Here is a 16,437-nt window from a genome sequence, read left to right as displayed (position 1 = left end):
CACACATCCGCTCGCACAACCCGGCACATCCCACAGATGGCCGGGTTTTTTTGTGCCCGGTTGGCGGGCGTGCCCCAGTCTGGCTGACAGCGCAAGTAAACCGGGCGGCGGCGCAAACCGTTAGTATCGCCAAGCGCGCTATATTAAGGATGGCGCCTTTGCGGTACCCGTCGTCCCCAGACGCCCCCAACCTTGTTCATCCCCGGAGTGCCAACCATGTCTTCGATTGCGTTGAACCCTGCTGTAGAAACCGGTGAAACCGGTGGTTTGCACCGTACCCTGACCACACTGGAAGCCGCGCTGGATTACGCGCTGGTTAAAAAAGAAAGCGAACACACACCTAACCCCGAGACGTGGCAAGTCACGTTCAATGTGCTGGCCGAAGCGGCCAACAGCCACAATCCGGCCGACGTGGCCGCGGCACATGCACAACTGACCAAAGCCATCGGTGAAACCCTGCGCGCCGAAGGCAAACAGCCGTATTGACGCAGCGCCGGATCCGCTTGCCGAACGATGTGTTATCTCCCTCAACAGCGCCGCTTGCGGCGCTGTTTGCGTGCACTAGACTGAACCTGCGCCGACCACGGGCGCGCCTGCCTTACACACCATTCCAACAAGTCGGTCAAAAAGGGGTGCGGGGATGTTCATGCAGAAGCAAAAAGCGCACATGCAGCAGCAAGGCAATGCGTTGGCGCAGCAAAAGGGTTTGCTCGACGCCATCAATCGCTCCATGGCGGTGATTGAATTCAATCTGGATGGGGTCATTCTCGACGCCAATTCCAACTTTCTGCAGGTGGTGGGCTATTCGTTGCCCGAGCTGGCCGGGCAACACCATCGCGTGCTGTGCGAACCGGCCTATGCCAACAGCCCCGAATACCAGCAATTGTGGCAACGGCTGCGCCAGGGCGACTTTGTCTCGGGCAAGTTCCGCCGCGTGGCCAAAGGCGGTCGCAGCATCTGGCTGGAGGCCAGCTACAACCCGATCCGCGACGAAGCCGGGCAGGTGATCAAGGTGGTCAAGTTTGCCCAGGACGTCACCGCCGTGACGGAAGAAGAGCACGAATACGAAAACAAGATGAAGGCGATGGATCGCTCGATGGCGGTGATTGAATTTGCGCCCGATGGCACCATCCTCGCGGCCAATCGTAATTTCCAGAATACCGTCGGCTACACCGAGGCCGAACTGGTGGGCAAACATCACCGGTTTTTATGCGAGCCCGAATACACCGCCAGCGCCGCCTATGCCACGTTCTGGCGGCGGCTGGATAACGGCGAATATATTTCGGGCCTGTTTGAGCGCCGGGGCAAACAGGGCAAGGTGATCTGGCTGGAGGCCTCGTACAACCCGATGTATGACGAAGACGGCAAGCTGTACAAGATCATCAAATTTGCCACCGACGTGACGGCGCGCGAGGCCAGCATCCGCAAAGACATGCAACTGGTGGGCACGGTGCGCAGCTTGTCCAGCGAAACCGAAAATGTCTCGCGCGATGGCGGCGTGGTCATCCAGAAAACCTTTGAAGAAATGGGCTCGATTGCCGCCAGCGCCAAAAACGCGGCCGGGGTGATTGAAGCTCTGGGCACGCAGACGTCGCGCATCAACAGCATCGTCGCCACCATCCGCGCCATTGCAGATCAGACCAATCTGTTGGCGCTTAATGCAGCAATCGAGGCCGCGCGGGCCGGAGAGGCGGGGCGCGGCTTTGCGGTGGTGGCGGACGAAGTGCGCAAGCTGGCTGAACGCACGACCCAATCCACCGCTGAAGTCGCCAGCATGATCGCCAGTATTGATAACGGCACGGCCTCGGCCATCAGCAGCATGAACGAGATGCTGGCGCAGGCCGAGCAAGGCCTGGTACACGCCACCGATGCCGGTGCGGCTATCCGCGAAATCCTGGCCAGCAATCAAAAAGTGGCTAGCATGATCGGGCAGTTTTCCATGAGCGAAGCGTCGTTTTATTAAGCCAGCACGGGTGCATTGATGGGTTTTGACTGCCCCGAATTGCATCAGCAAACCCTGCTGATCTAGACCGAACGTCTAGATCACCGCCTGGCGTCGCCATACGGTTTTGCCGAGGTTCGCCATTACTATTGCCGCCCTGAGTATCTGCTTTGTAGCAATGAGGCAGATCACTACAAAACAAAATACGGGGAGTGCGATCGATGCGGTTGAGTGGGTGGCTGCTGGCAATTAGCCTGGCAGCGGGGTTAAGTGCGTGTGGTGGCGGGGGCGGGTCGGATGGCGCCAGCGCCGGTGGCGGCAATACCAGCGCGGGCGCGGGTGCGAGTGGCGGCGCCAGCGGTGGCGCCGATACAGGCAATGGCGGCAACGCGGGCAATGGCGGCAGCAACGGCGTAACGCCAACGCCGGCGCCCACCAGCGCGGATCGCATCGCGGTGGCCGCGGCCAGCGGCGACTCCTCCGGTCTGTTGGCGAGCGACAGCGCCACTTTGCTCGATATGGCCATCGCCAGCGCCACCAGCGCGCGCGATGCGCAAGCCAGCATCCTGGCCAATATCTACGGCAACAGCAGCGTGGTGCCCTCACTGGCGTTTAACCTGGGCACCAACAGCAGCGACATCACGCCGCGTGCGTCCACGACCGCCATGACGCTGGTCAGCGCCGATGACGGCAGCAGCCTGGCGGCGATTTCCAATGTGGGCAACGGCCGCGCGCTGGCTTATGGCGCAGACGTGCTGGTCTGGATGGCGGGCACCACCAAAGAACAACAGCACTATCCGTTTTTCCGTCGCGCCTGGGGCTGGCTGCTGACCGGCAACGCCAACAGCACGCTGCCCGCCAATGTGCGCTATGCCACGGCCGGGTACACCGCCGCCAATGTCAAAACCTTGATTGAGCGCACCGGCAGCACCGCCACCGCCATCACCTGCGATCTGACCAGCCCGAGCAACACGTGCTGGAACAACGCCGACGTGCTGGTCTTCGGCGGCAGTGTGGCCAGCAATGCCGCGCTGCAATCCACGGTGACGCAATACCTGAATGCCGGTAAAGCCGTGGTGTACATGCAACCGGGCTGGGGCGATTCGGCGGGTGGCCGCCAGGTATTGGCCGCCATGGGCATGACCCTGGGCGGCTATCCGGGCAATTATTTTGCCGGCACCAGCGCCGTGTCGGTGGGCAGCGGCCGCACTATCGCGGCGTCGCTGACGGCGCTGGACACGCTCAGTCCGCTGGTTAACACGCTTAATCAGCTCAAACAGACCAGCGTAAACGTCGATCTGACCACCGACACCAGTTCGCCCAGCGCGATTACGCGCACGATGAACGAACTGCAAACGCTGCAAAGCGCGAGCGTGGATATTTTCGCGGCCGACCCGCATTACGCGTTGCAGCGCTTGCTGGTGCTGTGGGCCGATTTGTGGCGGCCCAATATCGTCTACGGCAAGGTGCCGCGCAGCGATGCCGCCAATTTCCTGCGCGCCTATGCTTCCGATTCGTGGGTCGATTACAACCGCGTCAGCACGCGCGTTTCACCCACGGGGCAGGGCGACTTTATGCCCGCCTCGGCGCAAAGCATGGCGGTGGCCAGCGATTGGGAAGACATCGACGTCACCATCGCGCAAACCAGCGGCAATACGCTGATCGGCCGCGCGGCGGTGCCAGGCAAGCCGTTGCAGATTCAGGTGGTGGATGCGGCGGGCGCAAGCAGCCTGGGCATCCAGACCAGCTACATCCGCACCTGGGGCAACCCGCTGACGGACAGCGACGCCACTTATCTGCGCCCGCGTCGGCCCAACTCGTTTAACCTGCCGCTGGGCACCGCGCCGGTTAATTTTGTAACGCCGTTTGGTGGGCCGCTGGTGTTGTCGTATAGCGGCGCTACCGCCAACAGCGTGGTCAAATTGCGCGTTAAGGGTGGCGCTAAATACGCGCACTTTGATTTCACCCGCAGCATGAGCGCGGCCGACACGGCGGATGCCTTGGCCGCGCTGAAAGCCGGCACGTTTGGCTGGCAGACCACCAAGCTGATCGGTGGCGAAATCGAACAAACCACCAAGCTGGCGCAAGCGGTGATCGGCAACACCGATCCGGCCGTGTACGTTAACCAGCGCATCCGCGATGGCTTGTTTATGAGCAACCACATCGCCAATGGCTACAACGACGCCGGCATGACCACCGAAGTAGCCAATCTGTGCGCCACGCTGGGCTGGACTTGCGATGGTCCGATCCACAATGCGCCAGTGGTGCAGCACTTTGTCGGCTGGCTGGCGGCGTGCGGTTATCTGTGTTCGGGCAATCCGATTGATGGCTACGCGGGCATCGATATCGGCTGGGGCTACGCGCATGAAATGGGCCACAACACCGTGCAGCGCGTGATGCATATCGTGCCGGACGGCACGCATGGCTGCGTGGTGGAATGCGATAACAACATTCTTTCCAGCACCACTGCCTTGCGCGTGTACAAAACGCTGGGCATTGAAATCAGCGGCGGCCATCCGCTGGATAACCCGGGCCTGTATAGCCTGATTGTGGCCAACCGCAATACGGGTCTGAGTGGTGATGCGCAGATTGCCGATATGGAAACGCGCGTTTGGAGCAACCCCAGCCAGGACGTGATGCGGCCGGTGCATTTTCAGTTGGCCTATCTGTTTACGCGGTATCGCAGCGGCCTTGCGCAACCCACCATGGAAACCACGCTGGATTTCTTCAGCCTGCTGACCAAGGGTGACCGGCTGGTGGCCAAAAACTTCAGCACCAGCAACGCGGCCAGCTATGGCATGGGCCGTTACGCCAACAACACCATCGGCAATTCGGATCTGCTGTATGTGCTTAGCTCGAAGATCATCGGCAAAGATGTGCGCAAGCTGTTTGCCATGTATGGCATTCCGCTTAGCGCCGATGCATTGGGTTCGATTGCCGATCTGGGCCTGGCGGTGGCGCCGATGCAGTTCTATGCCTTGCCGGCGCTCAAGCATAACCAGCTGCAAACCGGCGTCTGGATGGATATCGACAGCAGCACGCCGCCGTATCCGCTGTAACGCTTAACGTTGCGCTGTGGCCGTGGTCTCTGCGACTGCGGCCGCGCATTTTTCGCGCAAGAACGCCTGCAACAAACCCGCGCGGCCTGAGGCGCTGGCGCGGTGCGGACACACCAGGTAGAGCGGGCTGCGCTCGCCGTCCCAATCCGGCATGACGTCGACCAGCCGCCCGGCCGCCAGATCGGCCGCCACATCCAGCCGCGATTTGTAGGCCAGGCCGTGTCCGGCCACGGCCCAACGCCGCGCCACGTCGCCATCGTCGACCACATAATCGCCCGTCACTTCCACTTCGATGGTCTCGTCGCCCCGGCTAAAACGCCAACTGCTATAAGGGCGGCCGCCCAGATAAAACAGCACGGCTTTGTGTGCGGCGATGTGCGTGGGATGGCTGATCGGGCCGTGCCGTTGCAGCCAGGCCGGGCTGGCGCACAGCACGCGCCGGTTGCTCTCCAGGATAGGCAATCCCACCATCGCCGAATCGGCCGGAATGCCGTAGCGCAAGGCCAGGTCCACCGGCTCGCGGTACAGGTCGCTCTGCCGATCGCCCACCTGCAACTGGATACGCAAGGCCGGATGCTGCAGCTTGAGTTCATCCAGCCAGCCCAGTAGCCGGTTGCGGCCCAGATCGGATGGCGCGGACAGCTGCAACACGCCGCTCCAGCCGGTGGTTTTATGCCGCAATGCTTCTGCGCCCTCATGCAATGCGCCCAAAGCCAGCCGCACGCTTTCCAGATAACGCGCGCCGTCTTCGGTGAGACGCATGCTGCGGGTGGAGCGCACAAACAAACGCGTGCCCAGCCGCTGTTCCAGCCGCTTCAGCGCCACGCTGGCTGCGGCGGGCGTGATATCCAGCGCCCGCGCGGCGGCCGAGATGCTGCCGCTGTCGGCGGTGCGCAACAGCACTTCAAGATCGAGGATGGAGCTCATCGGATTATTCCGGAATCAATGCGCAGGGATGGTAGCGCATTGGGTCGGCCCCGGCTTGCCCGATCCCACGACATAGGGTGGGTCTAGACCCACCTGTCAAAGTCGGTGATTCGGAATGCGATGGCTCAATCCAGTCACGGCCGACGATATGACCCGCGAGTTTCTCGTCCTTGGCGACGGCTTTGCGTGGTGGGTCTCGACCCACCCTATGCCCGGAGCTTTTGATAGGCCGTTAAGAATTGGCGCATTTCTTGCGTGGCGGGGCGGTCGCGCGGGTCTTTGCGTTGCAGCGCGGTGGCGATGCCGGTTTCGATCAAAGCGATTTGCGCATCGAGTAGTTCGTGCACGCGCTCGCGCCAGACCGCATCGTGCAAGGCCAGATGCGCCAGCAGCGGCACCAGCGGCAGCGACAGATAACCGTCCTGCAGGGTGCGCCCGGAACGGGCGATTTCCGGGCGTAACACGGCATGCAGCGCGTCGCCCCACACCGTGCGATCCCGCGCCAGATCATCACGGCGTTGTTGCAGCGCGCTGAGATAGTCCGGCTCAACCACCTCAAGCCGGCGCAGCAGAATCTGGCCCGCGCCAGCCACGCTGGGCTGCAAACAATCCGCGCCAATAAATGCCGCGCTATCGGCGCGTTGCTGCAGCAAGATCGCTTGTTCAGCATCCGGCAACAACGCATCCAGCGGCACCACGCGGCAGGTGGCCGGTTTATGTTCGCCGTGCACGCCACAGCGCTGGTCGCTTTGCAACGCTGGACAGGAGGGCTGGCTGGCCCATTGATAACCTTGCAGCAGCAACACCAGATCATCGGCCGCGCCACCGGGCAGCAATTGCGTGGCCAGTGTGCGTTGGCCGGCCGACGCATTGCGCGGCAAACGCCGCACGCTGATGCAGCCAATAAAGGTGTGACGGTGCTGCCACAGTTCGTCCAGCGACAGCAACGGCGGCGAGTTACAGCAGCGGCCGCAGGCGGTGCAATGGAGCGACCAGTCTTCTCTTACCATGGCCGCCGCACCGAATCCTGATAGCGCGTCAGCACAAACGCCGCCACGGCGGGCGATTGGTAGGCGGCGCGCCATTGCGTGGTCCATGCGCCTGGCGTGACTGCGGCCAGCACACCGGCCCATGGCGAACGCGCATCTTCCATGCCCAGCGCGTCGCGTGCCGGATACAGCTGGTGTTGCAGCGCAAAGTCGCCCGGCAGCGCCACCAGCGGCAGTTTGGGCAATGCGGCCAGCAAACGTGCTTCCGGCAGCGCCACCAACTGGTAGCCACGCGGATTGACCGTCACATCGGCGATGCGCGCCTGGATGCCGGCGCTGTCGCGCAACTGGATCAGGCCGTAGTTCTGCAACAGGATCAGCGCCCGGCTTTGCGCGCCGGATTCCGCCGGAATGCCAATGCGTGCGCCGTTGCGCAGGGCGCGCAGATTGGGCAACTGGCGGGAATACAAACCCATCGGCAAGGTAATGCTGGTGCCGACTTCCTTGAGCGCCGGTTGCTGCCAGCGCGCCAGGGTTTGCGCATCCGGCACGCTGGCACCATCAACCGCGCCTTGCGCCACCGCGGCACGCAGTTGGCTGATATCCGGATAGGCCTGGATTTGCAGCGTCAGCCCCTTGGCCGCGGCCACTTGCGCGGCGTGTTGCATCACCTCGGCATCGATGCCAGCCAGCACGCCGATCCGCACGGCTTGCGCGTTGGCCCAACTGGCCAGCACGGCCAGGCCCACACCCGCCAGTAGCTTCAAACCATGCATCGCATCACCCTCGCAAAATGGTACGAAAACCGATATGCGACGCGGGCAAATCAGCCTCTTGCGCCTCGCGGGAAGACGCGCGGTAACGCACGCAATAATCGGGTGAGCACAGAAAAGAGCCGCCTTTGATCACCATCGGCGTATCGGATTTGCGCGTCGTGGCCTGATTGGCCACTGCCGCGGTATCGCCGTTGCTGTGATATTGATGCACGCCGCTGTAGGCGTCGCGCGTCCATTCCCAGGCATTGCCGATCATGTCGTACAGCTTGAAATCGCTGGCGGTGTAACAACCCACGGCGGCCAGACCGGCGTTGCCGTCTTCCGCGCTGTTGACTTGCGGAAACACGCCTTGCCAGTAATTGGCCGATGGTTTGCCGTTGGCGTAACGCGGCGCCACTTCCAGCTTCGCGCCATCGTGGCCGGCTTTACCGGCGTATTCCCATTCCGCCTCGGTAGGCAGATCGCGGCCCAGCCAATGCGCGTAGGCCAGCGCGTCGGCTTGCGTGACCAGCGTAACCGGGTGGTTGTTTTGCGCGGTTTCCAGCGTGCTGTCGGGGCCGGTGGGATGACGCCAGTCCGCGCCTTTCACCCAGCTCCACCACGCATACGGCCGCGCGTGCAGCTCGGTGTCGGTGGGCACGTGGAAGACCACCGCGCCGCCTTGGCGTTCGGCATCCGTCACGTAATGCGTTTGCGCCACAAAACTGGCGAATTGCGCGTTGGTGACTTCGGTCTGGTCGATCCAGAAACCCTCGACATGGGTTTTGCCATCGCCCGCCGGGCGTTCATCGGCATAACCCAGCGTGGTGCCAAACGTAAAACTGCCAGCAGCCACGTGCACCATGCCGGCATTGTTCTGTTTGCCCCAGCCCGCAGGCAGCCCGGAATACTGGCTGCATTGCTGCGGCGTGCCCAGGGCGGCCAGCGGTGGATGCTCCGCCACCGACTGCGCCTGGGCGCGCCAGGCCGCGCCACCCGCCAGCGCGGCCAAAACCACGCTGGCGATTACTACGGTGTAGGCGCGTTTCATGCTTAGTAATAACCCTTGGGCTGCAGCGGTTCCACGCCGCCCACATTGCTCAGGTATTGCTGCCACTGCTGCACCAGGCCATTGACGATGGTGGGGTTGGCGGCGGCCAGATCGTTGGTCTCGCCACGGTCCGCGCCGATATCAAACAGCTCCCAATGGCCATCGACCGGGCCTGATGGCGGTTCGGTCCAGCGCGCTTTCCATTTGCCGTCGGCGCTGCGCAGATAAGCACGGCCGTACGATTCATCGCCAAAGGCTTGCGTGTGTACCGCGCCGGTGGCGTTGCCTTGCAGCACGCCCAGCAGCGATACCCCCGTCACCGGGTACACGTAGCGATTGTTGTACACCACCTTGCCCTTGTTTTTATCGACGCCGGTAGCGGGGTCGATCAGCGCCGGCGCAGGCGTGGACGGCGGGGTAACGCCGGCCAGCGCGAGGAACGTGGCGGTATTGTCAGTGACGTGGGTAAACGCGCTGAGCGTGGGCAAGGTAGTGGTCTGGCCGGGCAGATGGATGATGGCAGGCACCGAGACGCCGCCTTCGCCCATATAGCCCTTGAGCTGGCTCAACGGGGTGGCGCTGACTTCGCCCCAACGCAGGCCGTATTGCAGACGGCGTGCGCTGACCAAGCCATTGTCGGTGCCCAGCGTTGAGTAGATCGGTTCTTGCGCATTGGCTTCATCGGTGGCTTTGGGGTCCGCGCCGGAATCAATTGGCCAGCCTTCGGCACCGTTGTCGGACTGGAACATGATGAAGGTGTTGTCGTACTCGCCAATGTCTTTAAGGTGCTGGATCAGCAGGCCGATGTTGTGGTCCAGGTTGGACACCATGCCGGCGTAGATTTCCATATAACGCGCTTGGGCTTTTTGCTCCAGCGGCGTCAGATCGGCCCATTTTTTGTTGACGTAACCGGCGCCGTAATCCACATAACCATCGGCCGGGCTGTGGATGGCGTTGGTGTATTTCGCGGCTGAGGTGCCGTTATTGGTGGTGGCCGGGCTGCGCGTCAGATTGCGGGCAAAACCGGCGCTGGGGGTAAAGTCAGCCGGAATCAGACCCAGCGTTTTAAGGCGCGCAATGCGGGCGTCACGGATGACGTCATAACCAGCGTCGTACTTGCCTGCATACTGGTGCAGATAGGGTTCCGGCACTTGCAGCGGCCAGTGCGGCGAGGTGTACGCGGCATAGGCAAAAAACGGCTTGCCGTCGGCGTGATTGGCGTCGATATAGCTGATCAGCTTTTGCGTATAAAAATCGGTGGAATAGAACGTGGCCGGCGATCCGCCGGTGCCGCCGGGTTGGCCCGGCTGGCCTGGCTGCACATACACGCCGTCTTCCGTGTAGTTTTTGGAACCGGCTGCCTCATGCGCATAGTGGTTGGTGGCTGCGCCGCCCAGCAACACATAGCTGTGTTCAAAGCCCCATTGATCTGGCGTCTGGCCCGAGCCGCTGGCCGCGCCGACGATGCCCGAACCGATATGCCATTTGCCGGCGATATAGGTGTGATAACCGGCGTCTTGCAGCAATTGCGCCACCGACAGGGCGCGGTCGTTCAGATAGCCCTCGTAGCCGGGCAAGCCTTTGCGCTCATCGCTGGGCGCGCCCATGGTGCCTTCGCCCACCAGATGGTGATCGGTGCCGGAAATCAGCATCGAACGCGTAATCGCGCACACGGTGCCGGTGTGATGGTTGGTGAGGATACGGCCTTGAGCCACCAATGCATCCAGATTAGGCGTATCGATCTCGCCGCCCATGGCATGGATGTCCGAATAGCCCAGGTCATCCGCCATGATGTACAGAATGTTGGGTTTCTTTTGCGCCACCGGTGCCGGGGTGGGTGTGGCGGTGGGCGTGCTGGTGACGGCAGGCGAGGTGGTGGCGGTGCTGCCATCGTTGCCAGTGCCGCAAGCGGCCAGCAGGGCGCTGCCGACGAGCGTGGCGCTTAGCAGAATGCGGCGGGTATGGCGGAGGGAATGCGGTGGCCGTTGGCTCATGATTGCGCTTCGCGTTATAAGGGACGGCAGCGATGGTATGAGCCGGTTATAAAAAACCGAAAGAATAAATGTAGCTAGCCATATGCGTTTTGTAACTGATGTTCGCATTGTTTAGCAGAATCAATGCTAAGAGGTCTTAGCCATAACCAGTTGGACAGCGGTGATGACAGCGCCGTCAGTGGCTGTCTGGCAACGCTTTAATCCGCGCTGCGCTGCCGCGCCGATACGTTGCGATGCACCATGCGGCTATCTGACTTATACGTCCACGCGCGCCGCGCACAAGGAGAACCATCATGCTGATTCCGGAAGACGAACTCGCCACGCTGAACATGGCAGAACGCGCCAGCCTGGATGTGATCGACGCGCGCAAAGTGCTGTACCAGGTGGCGGGCCAGACGCCGGACGGCATCGAAAGCCCCGAGCTGCGCCTGGCGCTGGATCGCTATTACGAGGCGCTGAAGACCGAGGTCTCGGTGCGCGAACGCATCGACATCTTTGCGCGCAAGTTGACGGCGCGGTTTCACAAGTAAGCGGCGCCGACGAGACGCCGCTGGCCGCGCCGGCCCCGCGCCGATCAGGTCGTGCGGCTGGCCTGTTCGCGCCGGTTGCGTACCATCTTGCGTACCGCCAGTTTGGCCATCTTGAACCAGCCAAACGGGCGCGGATCAACCAGCATGCTGACGGCGCGCGCGTAATCCAGTGTCAAGCCGGGCGTCCACGCCATGGTTTTGGCGCGCTTGCGGATTTGCGCGGCCACCCACAGTTCGGGTGTTAGCAGCATGCGAAAAAACGCGCTCCAGCCCCGATCCCGGCCGTAGAAATGGCCGACCGAACCTTCCACTGCCGCTTCCAGCGCCCGCGCCACGGTGCTGGAGCAATTGCGCCAGGTCAGGTTGTAGGTGGTGTCTTGCCGATATTGCTCCCAGAACAAACGCAGGCGCTCGGGGCTGTAATTGCGGATGCGCACTTTAACCGTCGATTCGCACCAGGCTTTGGATTCATAGGCGTAATCAGGCTGAAACAAGCCCGGTACATCGTTCTCGCGCGTGGCGCGCAGCAAGCGGGCAAAGTCGTCGGGCGAGCGATCAATTTCGACGGCGGGATACAGGCTGATATAAATGCCTTCCGGCGATTCCAGCGCAGCATGGCCGGTGGAGATCACGCCCTCGGCATCCACGGCCGCGATGTAGCGGTCGATCAAGGGCCGGCGCAGCGCCTTGCTGCGCGCCGAACCCACCGGCGTCCAGACATGCACGGTGAGCGCGCGTTCGCTGGCGGCGGGCGGGCCGTCCCACACCAGCGGCGCGTTGGCGTCCAGATCGGTGTTCTGGTCGGCCCAGAATAGCGCGGTGGGGCGTTCCAGCATCGTGCTTAACAAGGCGCGTTGCGGAAGACGCCGCACGCGATAGCCCAGCAATAACAGGCTCCAGCCGCTAAACATCAAACCCAGACCCAGGCAATACGGCACCGTGCCCACATAGTGCGTGGGGTAGGGCTGGTAAAAGAAAACGGCCAGCAGGATTTCGATGCCCGCGCCCACCAGCGCCGCGCGCCAGCGTGGATAGCGCACCACCCACGCCGATGCCGCCTGCAGTGCGCCATCCAGCAAAAACAGCGTGCCAAAAATCATCGACAGGATGAAATTGCCGTGATGATGTCCGGCCAGAATCAGCACGGCGGCCAGCACAAACGCCACGCCTTTTAATAGCCGCAACGCGCGCTGGCCACCCATGCCGGTCCACGCCACCGCCAGTGTGGCCACGCCATCCAGCATCAGCAGGGCGGCAAAGAAATTGATCGGAAAATAGATGGCGTTATCCAGCGCATCGATAAAGATCACCACACCCGCAATCGCCCACAGCCAGCCGGCGATGCAGATGGCTTTCCAGCGTTTGCGCAGATAATCGACGCCCAGCAGCGTCAGAACCAGTTTGACCATGGGGTATCCGGTGAGGGTGGCGCACACGCGCGTGTCTGCAAAATGTAGGTGAAAACCACAGGCGTTGCGCGGTGCAAGCTACAGACGTCGGCTTGGGTGGCGCGATTGCAACAGGCGCGCGTTGCACTGCGGCAGCGATTGTTTGTGGCGCGCGTGGCCGCTATGATCGGCGGCTTGTCTGAATGCCAGGAACTGCCATGCCCGCTTATACCACTCGTGTTGAATTGCTTGACGCTGCCGCCGACTACACCGCTTTGACTGGCTTTATGCAGCAAGCGGGTTTTGTTGATTTCATCGTCGATGACCAGAATCAGAAATACACGCTGCCCACGGGCGAATATTTCAGTCATGGCGAACTGAGCATCATCGACGTGTGCGCCAATGCCGAATGGGCAGCCAAACAAACTGGCGGCAAGTTCCGCATGTTTGTGACTGAGGGCGGCAACCGTTCGTGGGTGGGTCTGGACGCCGTCAACCCGGTCTGATTGCCGCTGATCGCCCGCGGATACATCGATTTACAAATATGGCGCGCGGCGATACCCGCGGCTACACATCGGCAAGTGCGCGACATATTGCCGATACAGCGCTCCTGTTCAATCGGTATCAAGGCACATTGTCGGGTGGCTCTGCGCCCGGCTGCCATTTGATCAGGAGCGCAAAATGTCCAGCATCTCGGGGTTGTCTTCCAGCAATTACTCGTATTCCAGTACCGGTTCTGACGAGCTTAAACAGCGGCGGCAAAACTACAAGGCGCTGGAAAGTGCATTGAACTCGGGCGACCTCAGTGCCTCGCAAAGTGCGTATGCGGCGCTGCAAGCGCAGTCCGGCAGCGCCAGCAGTGCGTCCAGCACGGCGTCGGGTAGCACCAGCAATAGTCCGCAACAGCAATTCCAGACCGACTTTGCCGCCTTGGGCAAGGCGTTGTCGTCAGGCGATATCTCGTCGGCACAAAGCGCCTTTGCCACGCTGCAATCCGATCGCCCCAAAGGCCCGCCCCCCGGTGACCAGAACGGCGGGGCCATCCAGCAAGTGGCGTCCGATCTGAATGCCGTGCAAAGCGCGTTGTCGAGCAGCGATTTGTCTAGCGCCAAAACCACGTTTTCCACCTTGCTGAAAGATTTGCAAGCGGCCATGGGTGGCAGCAGCGCCAGCGACGCCGCGTCGGGTTCCACCAGCAGCGCCACGGCGGCGGCGTCGGGCAGTACCGATACCATTTCGAATGATTTCACTGCCTTGCAAAATGCGCTTTCCGGCAATGATCTGAGCACCGCGCAATCGGCGTTTTCCACCTTGATGACCGATATCAGCAGCGCCGCACAAACGCAGCAGGCGCAACGCCCGATGGGCCCGCCGCCCCCGCCGCCGGGTGCTGATAATGACAGCGGCGATGATCCGCTGGGCGACGATCTGACCACGCTGGCCAACGCCATCGACAGCGGCGACTTGAGCACCGCGCAATCGCTGTTCGCGCAAATCCAGCAAGGCCTGACCACGGGCCAGGCCAATGCCGGCAGCGATAGCACCGATAGCAGCAGCGACAGCAGCGTCAGCGATGCCTTGTCGGCGTTGTCGACGGCGCTGACCAGCAAGGACAGCAGCAAAGCGCAAAGCGCATTTGGTTCGCTGCTGGATACGCTGGGTTATACCGAGGTGGATGACACCGACGACAGCGATTACGCCAGCGCCGCCGCCACTGCCAGCGATAGTCTGAACAGCGATTTCAGCACGCTGGCCAGCGCATTGAATTCGGGCGACCTGACTGCGGCGCGCGACGCGTTTTCCACGCTGCAGCAAAACCGCGCGGCCTATCAACAAGCGCAGGCCAGCAATCCATATCTAACGGCGCGCTTTGGTATCGATACCAGCGGCGGCAGCGTTAACGTCGCCGCATGATCGTTGCATGCGCGCCGCTGGCTGCGGCTGCGCTACCCGCCATGGCCAGACTCTGCTAGCGTGATCGCCGTTCTGATCACGCAAGCGGAGTCTTTGTTATGGCGGGCGGTTTGAAGCAATGGATGACGGTAGGCGCGCTGGTGTCGGCCGCCTGGGTGGTGGCATTGCCGGCGGCGCAAGCGGCCGAGCCGGTGCGGGTGCTATGCCAGACCACGCAAGGCGACATGGCGATCAAGGTCAATCCGGACTGGTCGCCACTGGCCGCCCGGCGCTTTCTGCAATTGGTGGATGATGGCTTTTTTACCCGCATGCCGCTGTTTCGCTGCGTGGAGGGCTTTATTTGCCAGATGGGCGCGGCGCTGCCGCATAAAGGCCTTAAAAACTATCCGGCCTTTGCCGATGACCCGCCGCAGCCGGAATTGCGCCACTTTAAACGGGGTTATCTCAGCTTTGCCGGTGCGGGGCCGAATACGCGTTCCACCTATCTGTTTATTACCTTGGGCGACAAGGTGGATAGCCTTGGCGCCAATCCGTGGGAAACGCCGTTCGGCGTGGTGGAAGCGGAATCGATGCAAAAGACGGTCAGCCATTTTTACACCGGCTACGGCGATATGGCGCCGTGGGGCAAGGGCCCGGATGCGCAGAAGATCGGCACGCTGGATGGTGCGGCCTATTTAAAGCGGGATTTTCCGCAGCTGGATTACATCAATACCTGCGCGGTGCAGAAGTAAGCCGCGGCGGGCAAATCAGAATGACACGGTGGCGGTGACGGTGGCCGAATAAGCGCCTTCGGCAGGCTGTTGCCGCGCGCCGATCTGGCCATAAATGGGCACCATTTGCGCCGCGCCATTGCCCACACCGGTCAGCGCATCGGTGCCTGCCGTATTGCCCCAGACCTCGGAGCGCGAGGCATCTTTATACAGCTGATATTGCACGGTATCGCCGCTGCTACTTTGCAATAAGCGGCCGTTGATGGTGGAGCCGTTTACGTTGCCAGCATCAAGACCAATGCTGTAGGGCGCGTTGTTGCTGCAAGTGACGCTTAGCTGCGCGGACTGGTTGATGCCGTTGGTAAAGTTGCTTTGCGAGCCAAAATTAAGCACGCCCGACGTAATGCTGCAATCTGCCTGCAGCGTGAGCGCCACGCGGAACAAGCTGGTGTCCGCGGCCATGCCGGACGCAGCCTGCCCAGCCCGGGCAATCAACACGCAGCTGATGCCGGCCACCACAGTTGAAAGTCTCATTTGCGGGCCTCCTCAAATCATTCTTATGCGCGCACCGTGCCATTCAGGGATACGGGCGAGCTTGCATTATGCGTAGCGCAAAGGCGTTACAAAGCCAGGTACGCCCCTGGCCAGGAGCGGTCCGGGGTAAAGGCGGTTTATCAGATCGAGCGGATTAATCCTGGCCAACACAATCGGCCTTTTCAGATGTCTCTGATGGTTGCGAATTCTGATTAAAGCAAGAATTCCCAGCACTGTGCACCCGGGGTCAGGAGACGAATTAAATTCGATATTTGAGCGCTGGCGCATATTCTGTTTTTTTATGATTCGTGATCTATCGATGTGCAACCGCACCGGCTTGACCGAAAACAATCAACACGAACATACGGATAAAGCCGGCGATTTAGCTCAGGAGGCTAGAGGGGTGAAAGAACACGATGATTACCTGCATGATCCCGAGATTGGCGCACTTAAATATATTTTCGCCAAATTGCCGCATGAAAAACAGCAGAAGTTTATCGCCTGGATGAATGAATACATCATGGCTTCTGCCGTCCGGCAACGGTTAATGCGCGACAAAATAAAATAGCTGTTTTTAATGTTACAGACGTAATGTTTGCGATCTGCATGATTGCGTCTGTAATTGTTATGGTTTCTGCTGCTTT

General features: G+C 61.4%; 15 protein-coding genes. 8 read left to right on the top strand and 7 right to left on the bottom strand.

The annotated features are described in order from the left end of the window. The first annotated feature begins 216 nt into the window (after positions 1-216). The 3 genes from WG78_RS19400 (at position 217) to WG78_RS19390 (ending at position 5,001) form a co-directional block, all read left to right on the top strand. Positions 217-486, top strand: a complete 270-nt coding sequence (locus tag WG78_RS19400) for a hypothetical protein (RefSeq protein WP_053939496.1) — start codon at positions 217-219, stop codon at positions 484-486. Positions 487-646: 160 nt separating this feature from the next. Continuing rightward, positions 647-1,963 (top strand): methyl-accepting chemotaxis protein, encoded by a 1,317-nt coding sequence (locus WG78_RS19395; protein ID WP_308417201.1) that lies wholly within the window; start codon positions 647-649, stop codon positions 1,961-1,963. 200 nt (positions 1,964-2,163) lie between these two features. Next, positions 2,164-5,001, top strand: coding sequence for an ImpA family metalloprotease (locus WG78_RS19390; RefSeq protein WP_161805161.1), 2,838 nt, complete (start codon positions 2,164-2,166; stop codon positions 4,999-5,001). 3 nt (positions 5,002-5,004) lie between these two features. Here WG78_RS19390 and WG78_RS19385 read toward each other — a convergent pair whose 3' ends face one another. The 5 genes from WG78_RS19385 to WG78_RS19365 form a co-directional block, all read right to left on the bottom strand. Next, positions 5,005-5,928, bottom strand: coding sequence for a LysR family transcriptional regulator (locus WG78_RS19385; RefSeq protein ID WP_053939493.1), 924 nt, complete (start codon positions 5,926-5,928; stop codon positions 5,005-5,007). A 206-nt stretch (positions 5,929-6,134) separates the two neighbouring features. Then, positions 6,135-6,938, bottom strand: coding sequence for a YkgJ family cysteine cluster protein (locus WG78_RS19380; RefSeq protein ID WP_161805160.1), 804 nt, complete (start codon positions 6,936-6,938; stop codon positions 6,135-6,137). Next, positions 6,932-7,693 carry a MetQ/NlpA family ABC transporter substrate-binding protein gene (locus tag WG78_RS19375; RefSeq protein WP_053939491.1) on the bottom strand — a complete coding sequence of 254 codons (762 nt, stop codon included), beginning with the start codon at positions 7,691-7,693 and terminating at the stop codon, positions 6,932-6,934. Before WG78_RS19375 ends, WG78_RS19380 begins: the two co-directional genes overlap by 7 nt. Positions 7,694-7,697: 4 nt before the next feature. Then, complete coding sequence (locus WG78_RS19370; RefSeq protein WP_053939490.1) at positions 7,698-8,723, bottom strand: formylglycine-generating enzyme family protein; 1,026 nt, start codon at positions 8,721-8,723, stop codon at positions 7,698-7,700. A 2-nt stretch (positions 8,724-8,725) separates the two neighbouring features. Continuing rightward, positions 8,726-10,717 carry an arylsulfatase gene (locus tag WG78_RS19365; protein ID WP_053939489.1) on the bottom strand — a complete coding sequence of 664 codons (1,992 nt, stop codon included), beginning with the start codon at positions 10,715-10,717 and terminating at the stop codon, positions 8,726-8,728. 293 nt (positions 10,718-11,010) lie between these two features. Between WG78_RS19365 and WG78_RS19360 the strand changes: the two genes are divergently transcribed. Continuing rightward, positions 11,011-11,247 carry a hypothetical protein gene (locus tag WG78_RS19360; protein WP_053939488.1) on the top strand — a complete coding sequence of 79 codons (237 nt, stop codon included), beginning with the start codon at positions 11,011-11,013 and terminating at the stop codon, positions 11,245-11,247. Positions 11,248-11,291: 44 nt separating this feature from the next. Here WG78_RS19360 and WG78_RS19355 read toward each other — a convergent pair whose 3' ends face one another. Continuing rightward, positions 11,292-12,656, bottom strand: a complete 1,365-nt coding sequence (locus WG78_RS19355) for an HdeD family acid-resistance protein (protein ID WP_053939487.1) — start codon at positions 12,654-12,656, stop codon at positions 11,292-11,294. Positions 12,657-12,853: 197 nt separating this feature from the next. On the opposite strand from WG78_RS19355, the gene WG78_RS19350 reads away from it, so the two are divergent. The 3 genes from WG78_RS19350 to WG78_RS19340 all read left to right on the top strand — a co-directional run bounded on the left by WG78_RS19350 (position 12,854) and on the right by WG78_RS19340 (position 15,280). Next, the gene (locus WG78_RS19350; protein ID WP_053939486.1) at positions 12,854-13,141 is read left to right on the top strand and encodes a hypothetical protein; all 288 of its coding nucleotides are present in this window, start codon (positions 12,854-12,856) and stop codon (positions 13,139-13,141) included. A 175-nt stretch (positions 13,142-13,316) separates the two neighbouring features. Beyond that, positions 13,317-14,549: a hypothetical protein gene (locus tag WG78_RS19345; RefSeq protein WP_053939485.1), complete on the top strand. Its 1,233-nt coding sequence runs from the start codon at positions 13,317-13,319 to the stop codon at positions 14,547-14,549. Between the two features lie 98 nt (positions 14,550-14,647). Continuing rightward, a complete protein-coding gene (locus WG78_RS19340) occupies positions 14,648-15,280 on the top strand; it encodes a peptidylprolyl isomerase (RefSeq protein WP_053939484.1) in 633 nt (210 codons plus the stop codon). Positions 15,281-15,295: 15 nt separating this feature from the next. Here the strand turns inward: WG78_RS19340 and WG78_RS19335 are convergent, their stop codons facing one another. After that, positions 15,296-15,793, bottom strand: a complete 498-nt coding sequence (locus WG78_RS19335) for a Csu type fimbrial protein (RefSeq protein WP_201782494.1) — start codon at positions 15,791-15,793, stop codon at positions 15,296-15,298. A 319-nt stretch (positions 15,794-16,112) separates the two neighbouring features. Between WG78_RS19335 and WG78_RS19330 the strand changes: the two genes are divergently transcribed. Further along, on the top strand, positions 16,113-16,361 hold the full coding sequence (locus tag WG78_RS19330) for a hypothetical protein (protein ID WP_053939482.1): 249 nt from the start codon (positions 16,113-16,115) through the stop codon (positions 16,359-16,361). Positions 16,362-16,437: the final 76 nt, after the last annotated feature.

The organism is Amantichitinum ursilacus (assembly GCF_001294205.1).
GTDB classification, from domain to species: Bacteria; Pseudomonadota; Gammaproteobacteria; order Burkholderiales; family Chitinibacteraceae; genus Amantichitinum; species Amantichitinum ursilacus.
The sequence above is the reverse complement of the archived record's forward strand: the minus strand, read 5'-3'. Positions and strand labels throughout refer to the sequence as shown.

What these genes read in the sequence shown, in the direction of transcription:
- WG78_RS19385 (WP_053939493.1), bottom strand. Translation starts at nt 5,928, where the DNA reads ATGAGCTCCATCCTCGATCTTGAAGTGCTGTTGCGCACCGCCGACAGC.
- WG78_RS19360 (WP_053939488.1), top strand. Translation starts at nt 11,011, where the DNA reads ATGCTGATTCCGGAAGACGAACTCGCCACGCTGAACATGGCAGAACGC.
- WG78_RS19365 (WP_053939489.1), bottom strand. Translation starts at nt 10,717, where the DNA reads ATGAGCCAACGGCCACCGCATTCCCTCCGCCATACCCGCCGCATTCTG.
- WG78_RS19335 (WP_201782494.1), bottom strand. Translation starts at nt 15,793, where the DNA reads ATGAGACTTTCAACTGTGGTGGCCGGCATCAGCTGCGTGTTGATTGCC.
- WG78_RS19375 (WP_053939491.1), bottom strand. Translation starts at nt 7,693, where the DNA reads ATGCATGGTTTGAAGCTACTGGCGGGTGTGGGCCTGGCCGTGCTGGCC.
- WG78_RS19330 (WP_053939482.1), top strand. Translation starts at nt 16,113, where the DNA reads ATGTGCAACCGCACCGGCTTGACCGAAAACAATCAACACGAACATACG.
- WG78_RS19390 (WP_161805161.1), top strand. Translation starts at nt 2,164, where the DNA reads ATGCGGTTGAGTGGGTGGCTGCTGGCAATTAGCCTGGCAGCGGGGTTA.
- WG78_RS19370 (WP_053939490.1), bottom strand. Translation starts at nt 8,723, where the DNA reads ATGAAACGCGCCTACACCGTAGTAATCGCCAGCGTGGTTTTGGCCGCG.
- WG78_RS19380 (WP_161805160.1), bottom strand. Translation starts at nt 6,938, where the DNA reads ATGGTAAGAGAAGACTGGTCGCTCCATTGCACCGCCTGCGGCCGCTGC.
- WG78_RS19350 (WP_053939486.1), top strand. Translation starts at nt 12,854, where the DNA reads ATGCCCGCTTATACCACTCGTGTTGAATTGCTTGACGCTGCCGCCGAC.
- WG78_RS19400 (WP_053939496.1), top strand. Translation starts at nt 217, where the DNA reads ATGTCTTCGATTGCGTTGAACCCTGCTGTAGAAACCGGTGAAACCGGT.
- WG78_RS19395 (WP_308417201.1), top strand. Translation starts at nt 647, where the DNA reads ATGCAGAAGCAAAAAGCGCACATGCAGCAGCAAGGCAATGCGTTGGCG.
- WG78_RS19340 (WP_053939484.1), top strand. Translation starts at nt 14,648, where the DNA reads ATGGCGGGCGGTTTGAAGCAATGGATGACGGTAGGCGCGCTGGTGTCG.
- WG78_RS19355 (WP_053939487.1), bottom strand. Translation starts at nt 12,656, where the DNA reads ATGGTCAAACTGGTTCTGACGCTGCTGGGCGTCGATTATCTGCGCAAA.
- WG78_RS19345 (WP_053939485.1), top strand. Translation starts at nt 13,317, where the DNA reads ATGTCCAGCATCTCGGGGTTGTCTTCCAGCAATTACTCGTATTCCAGT.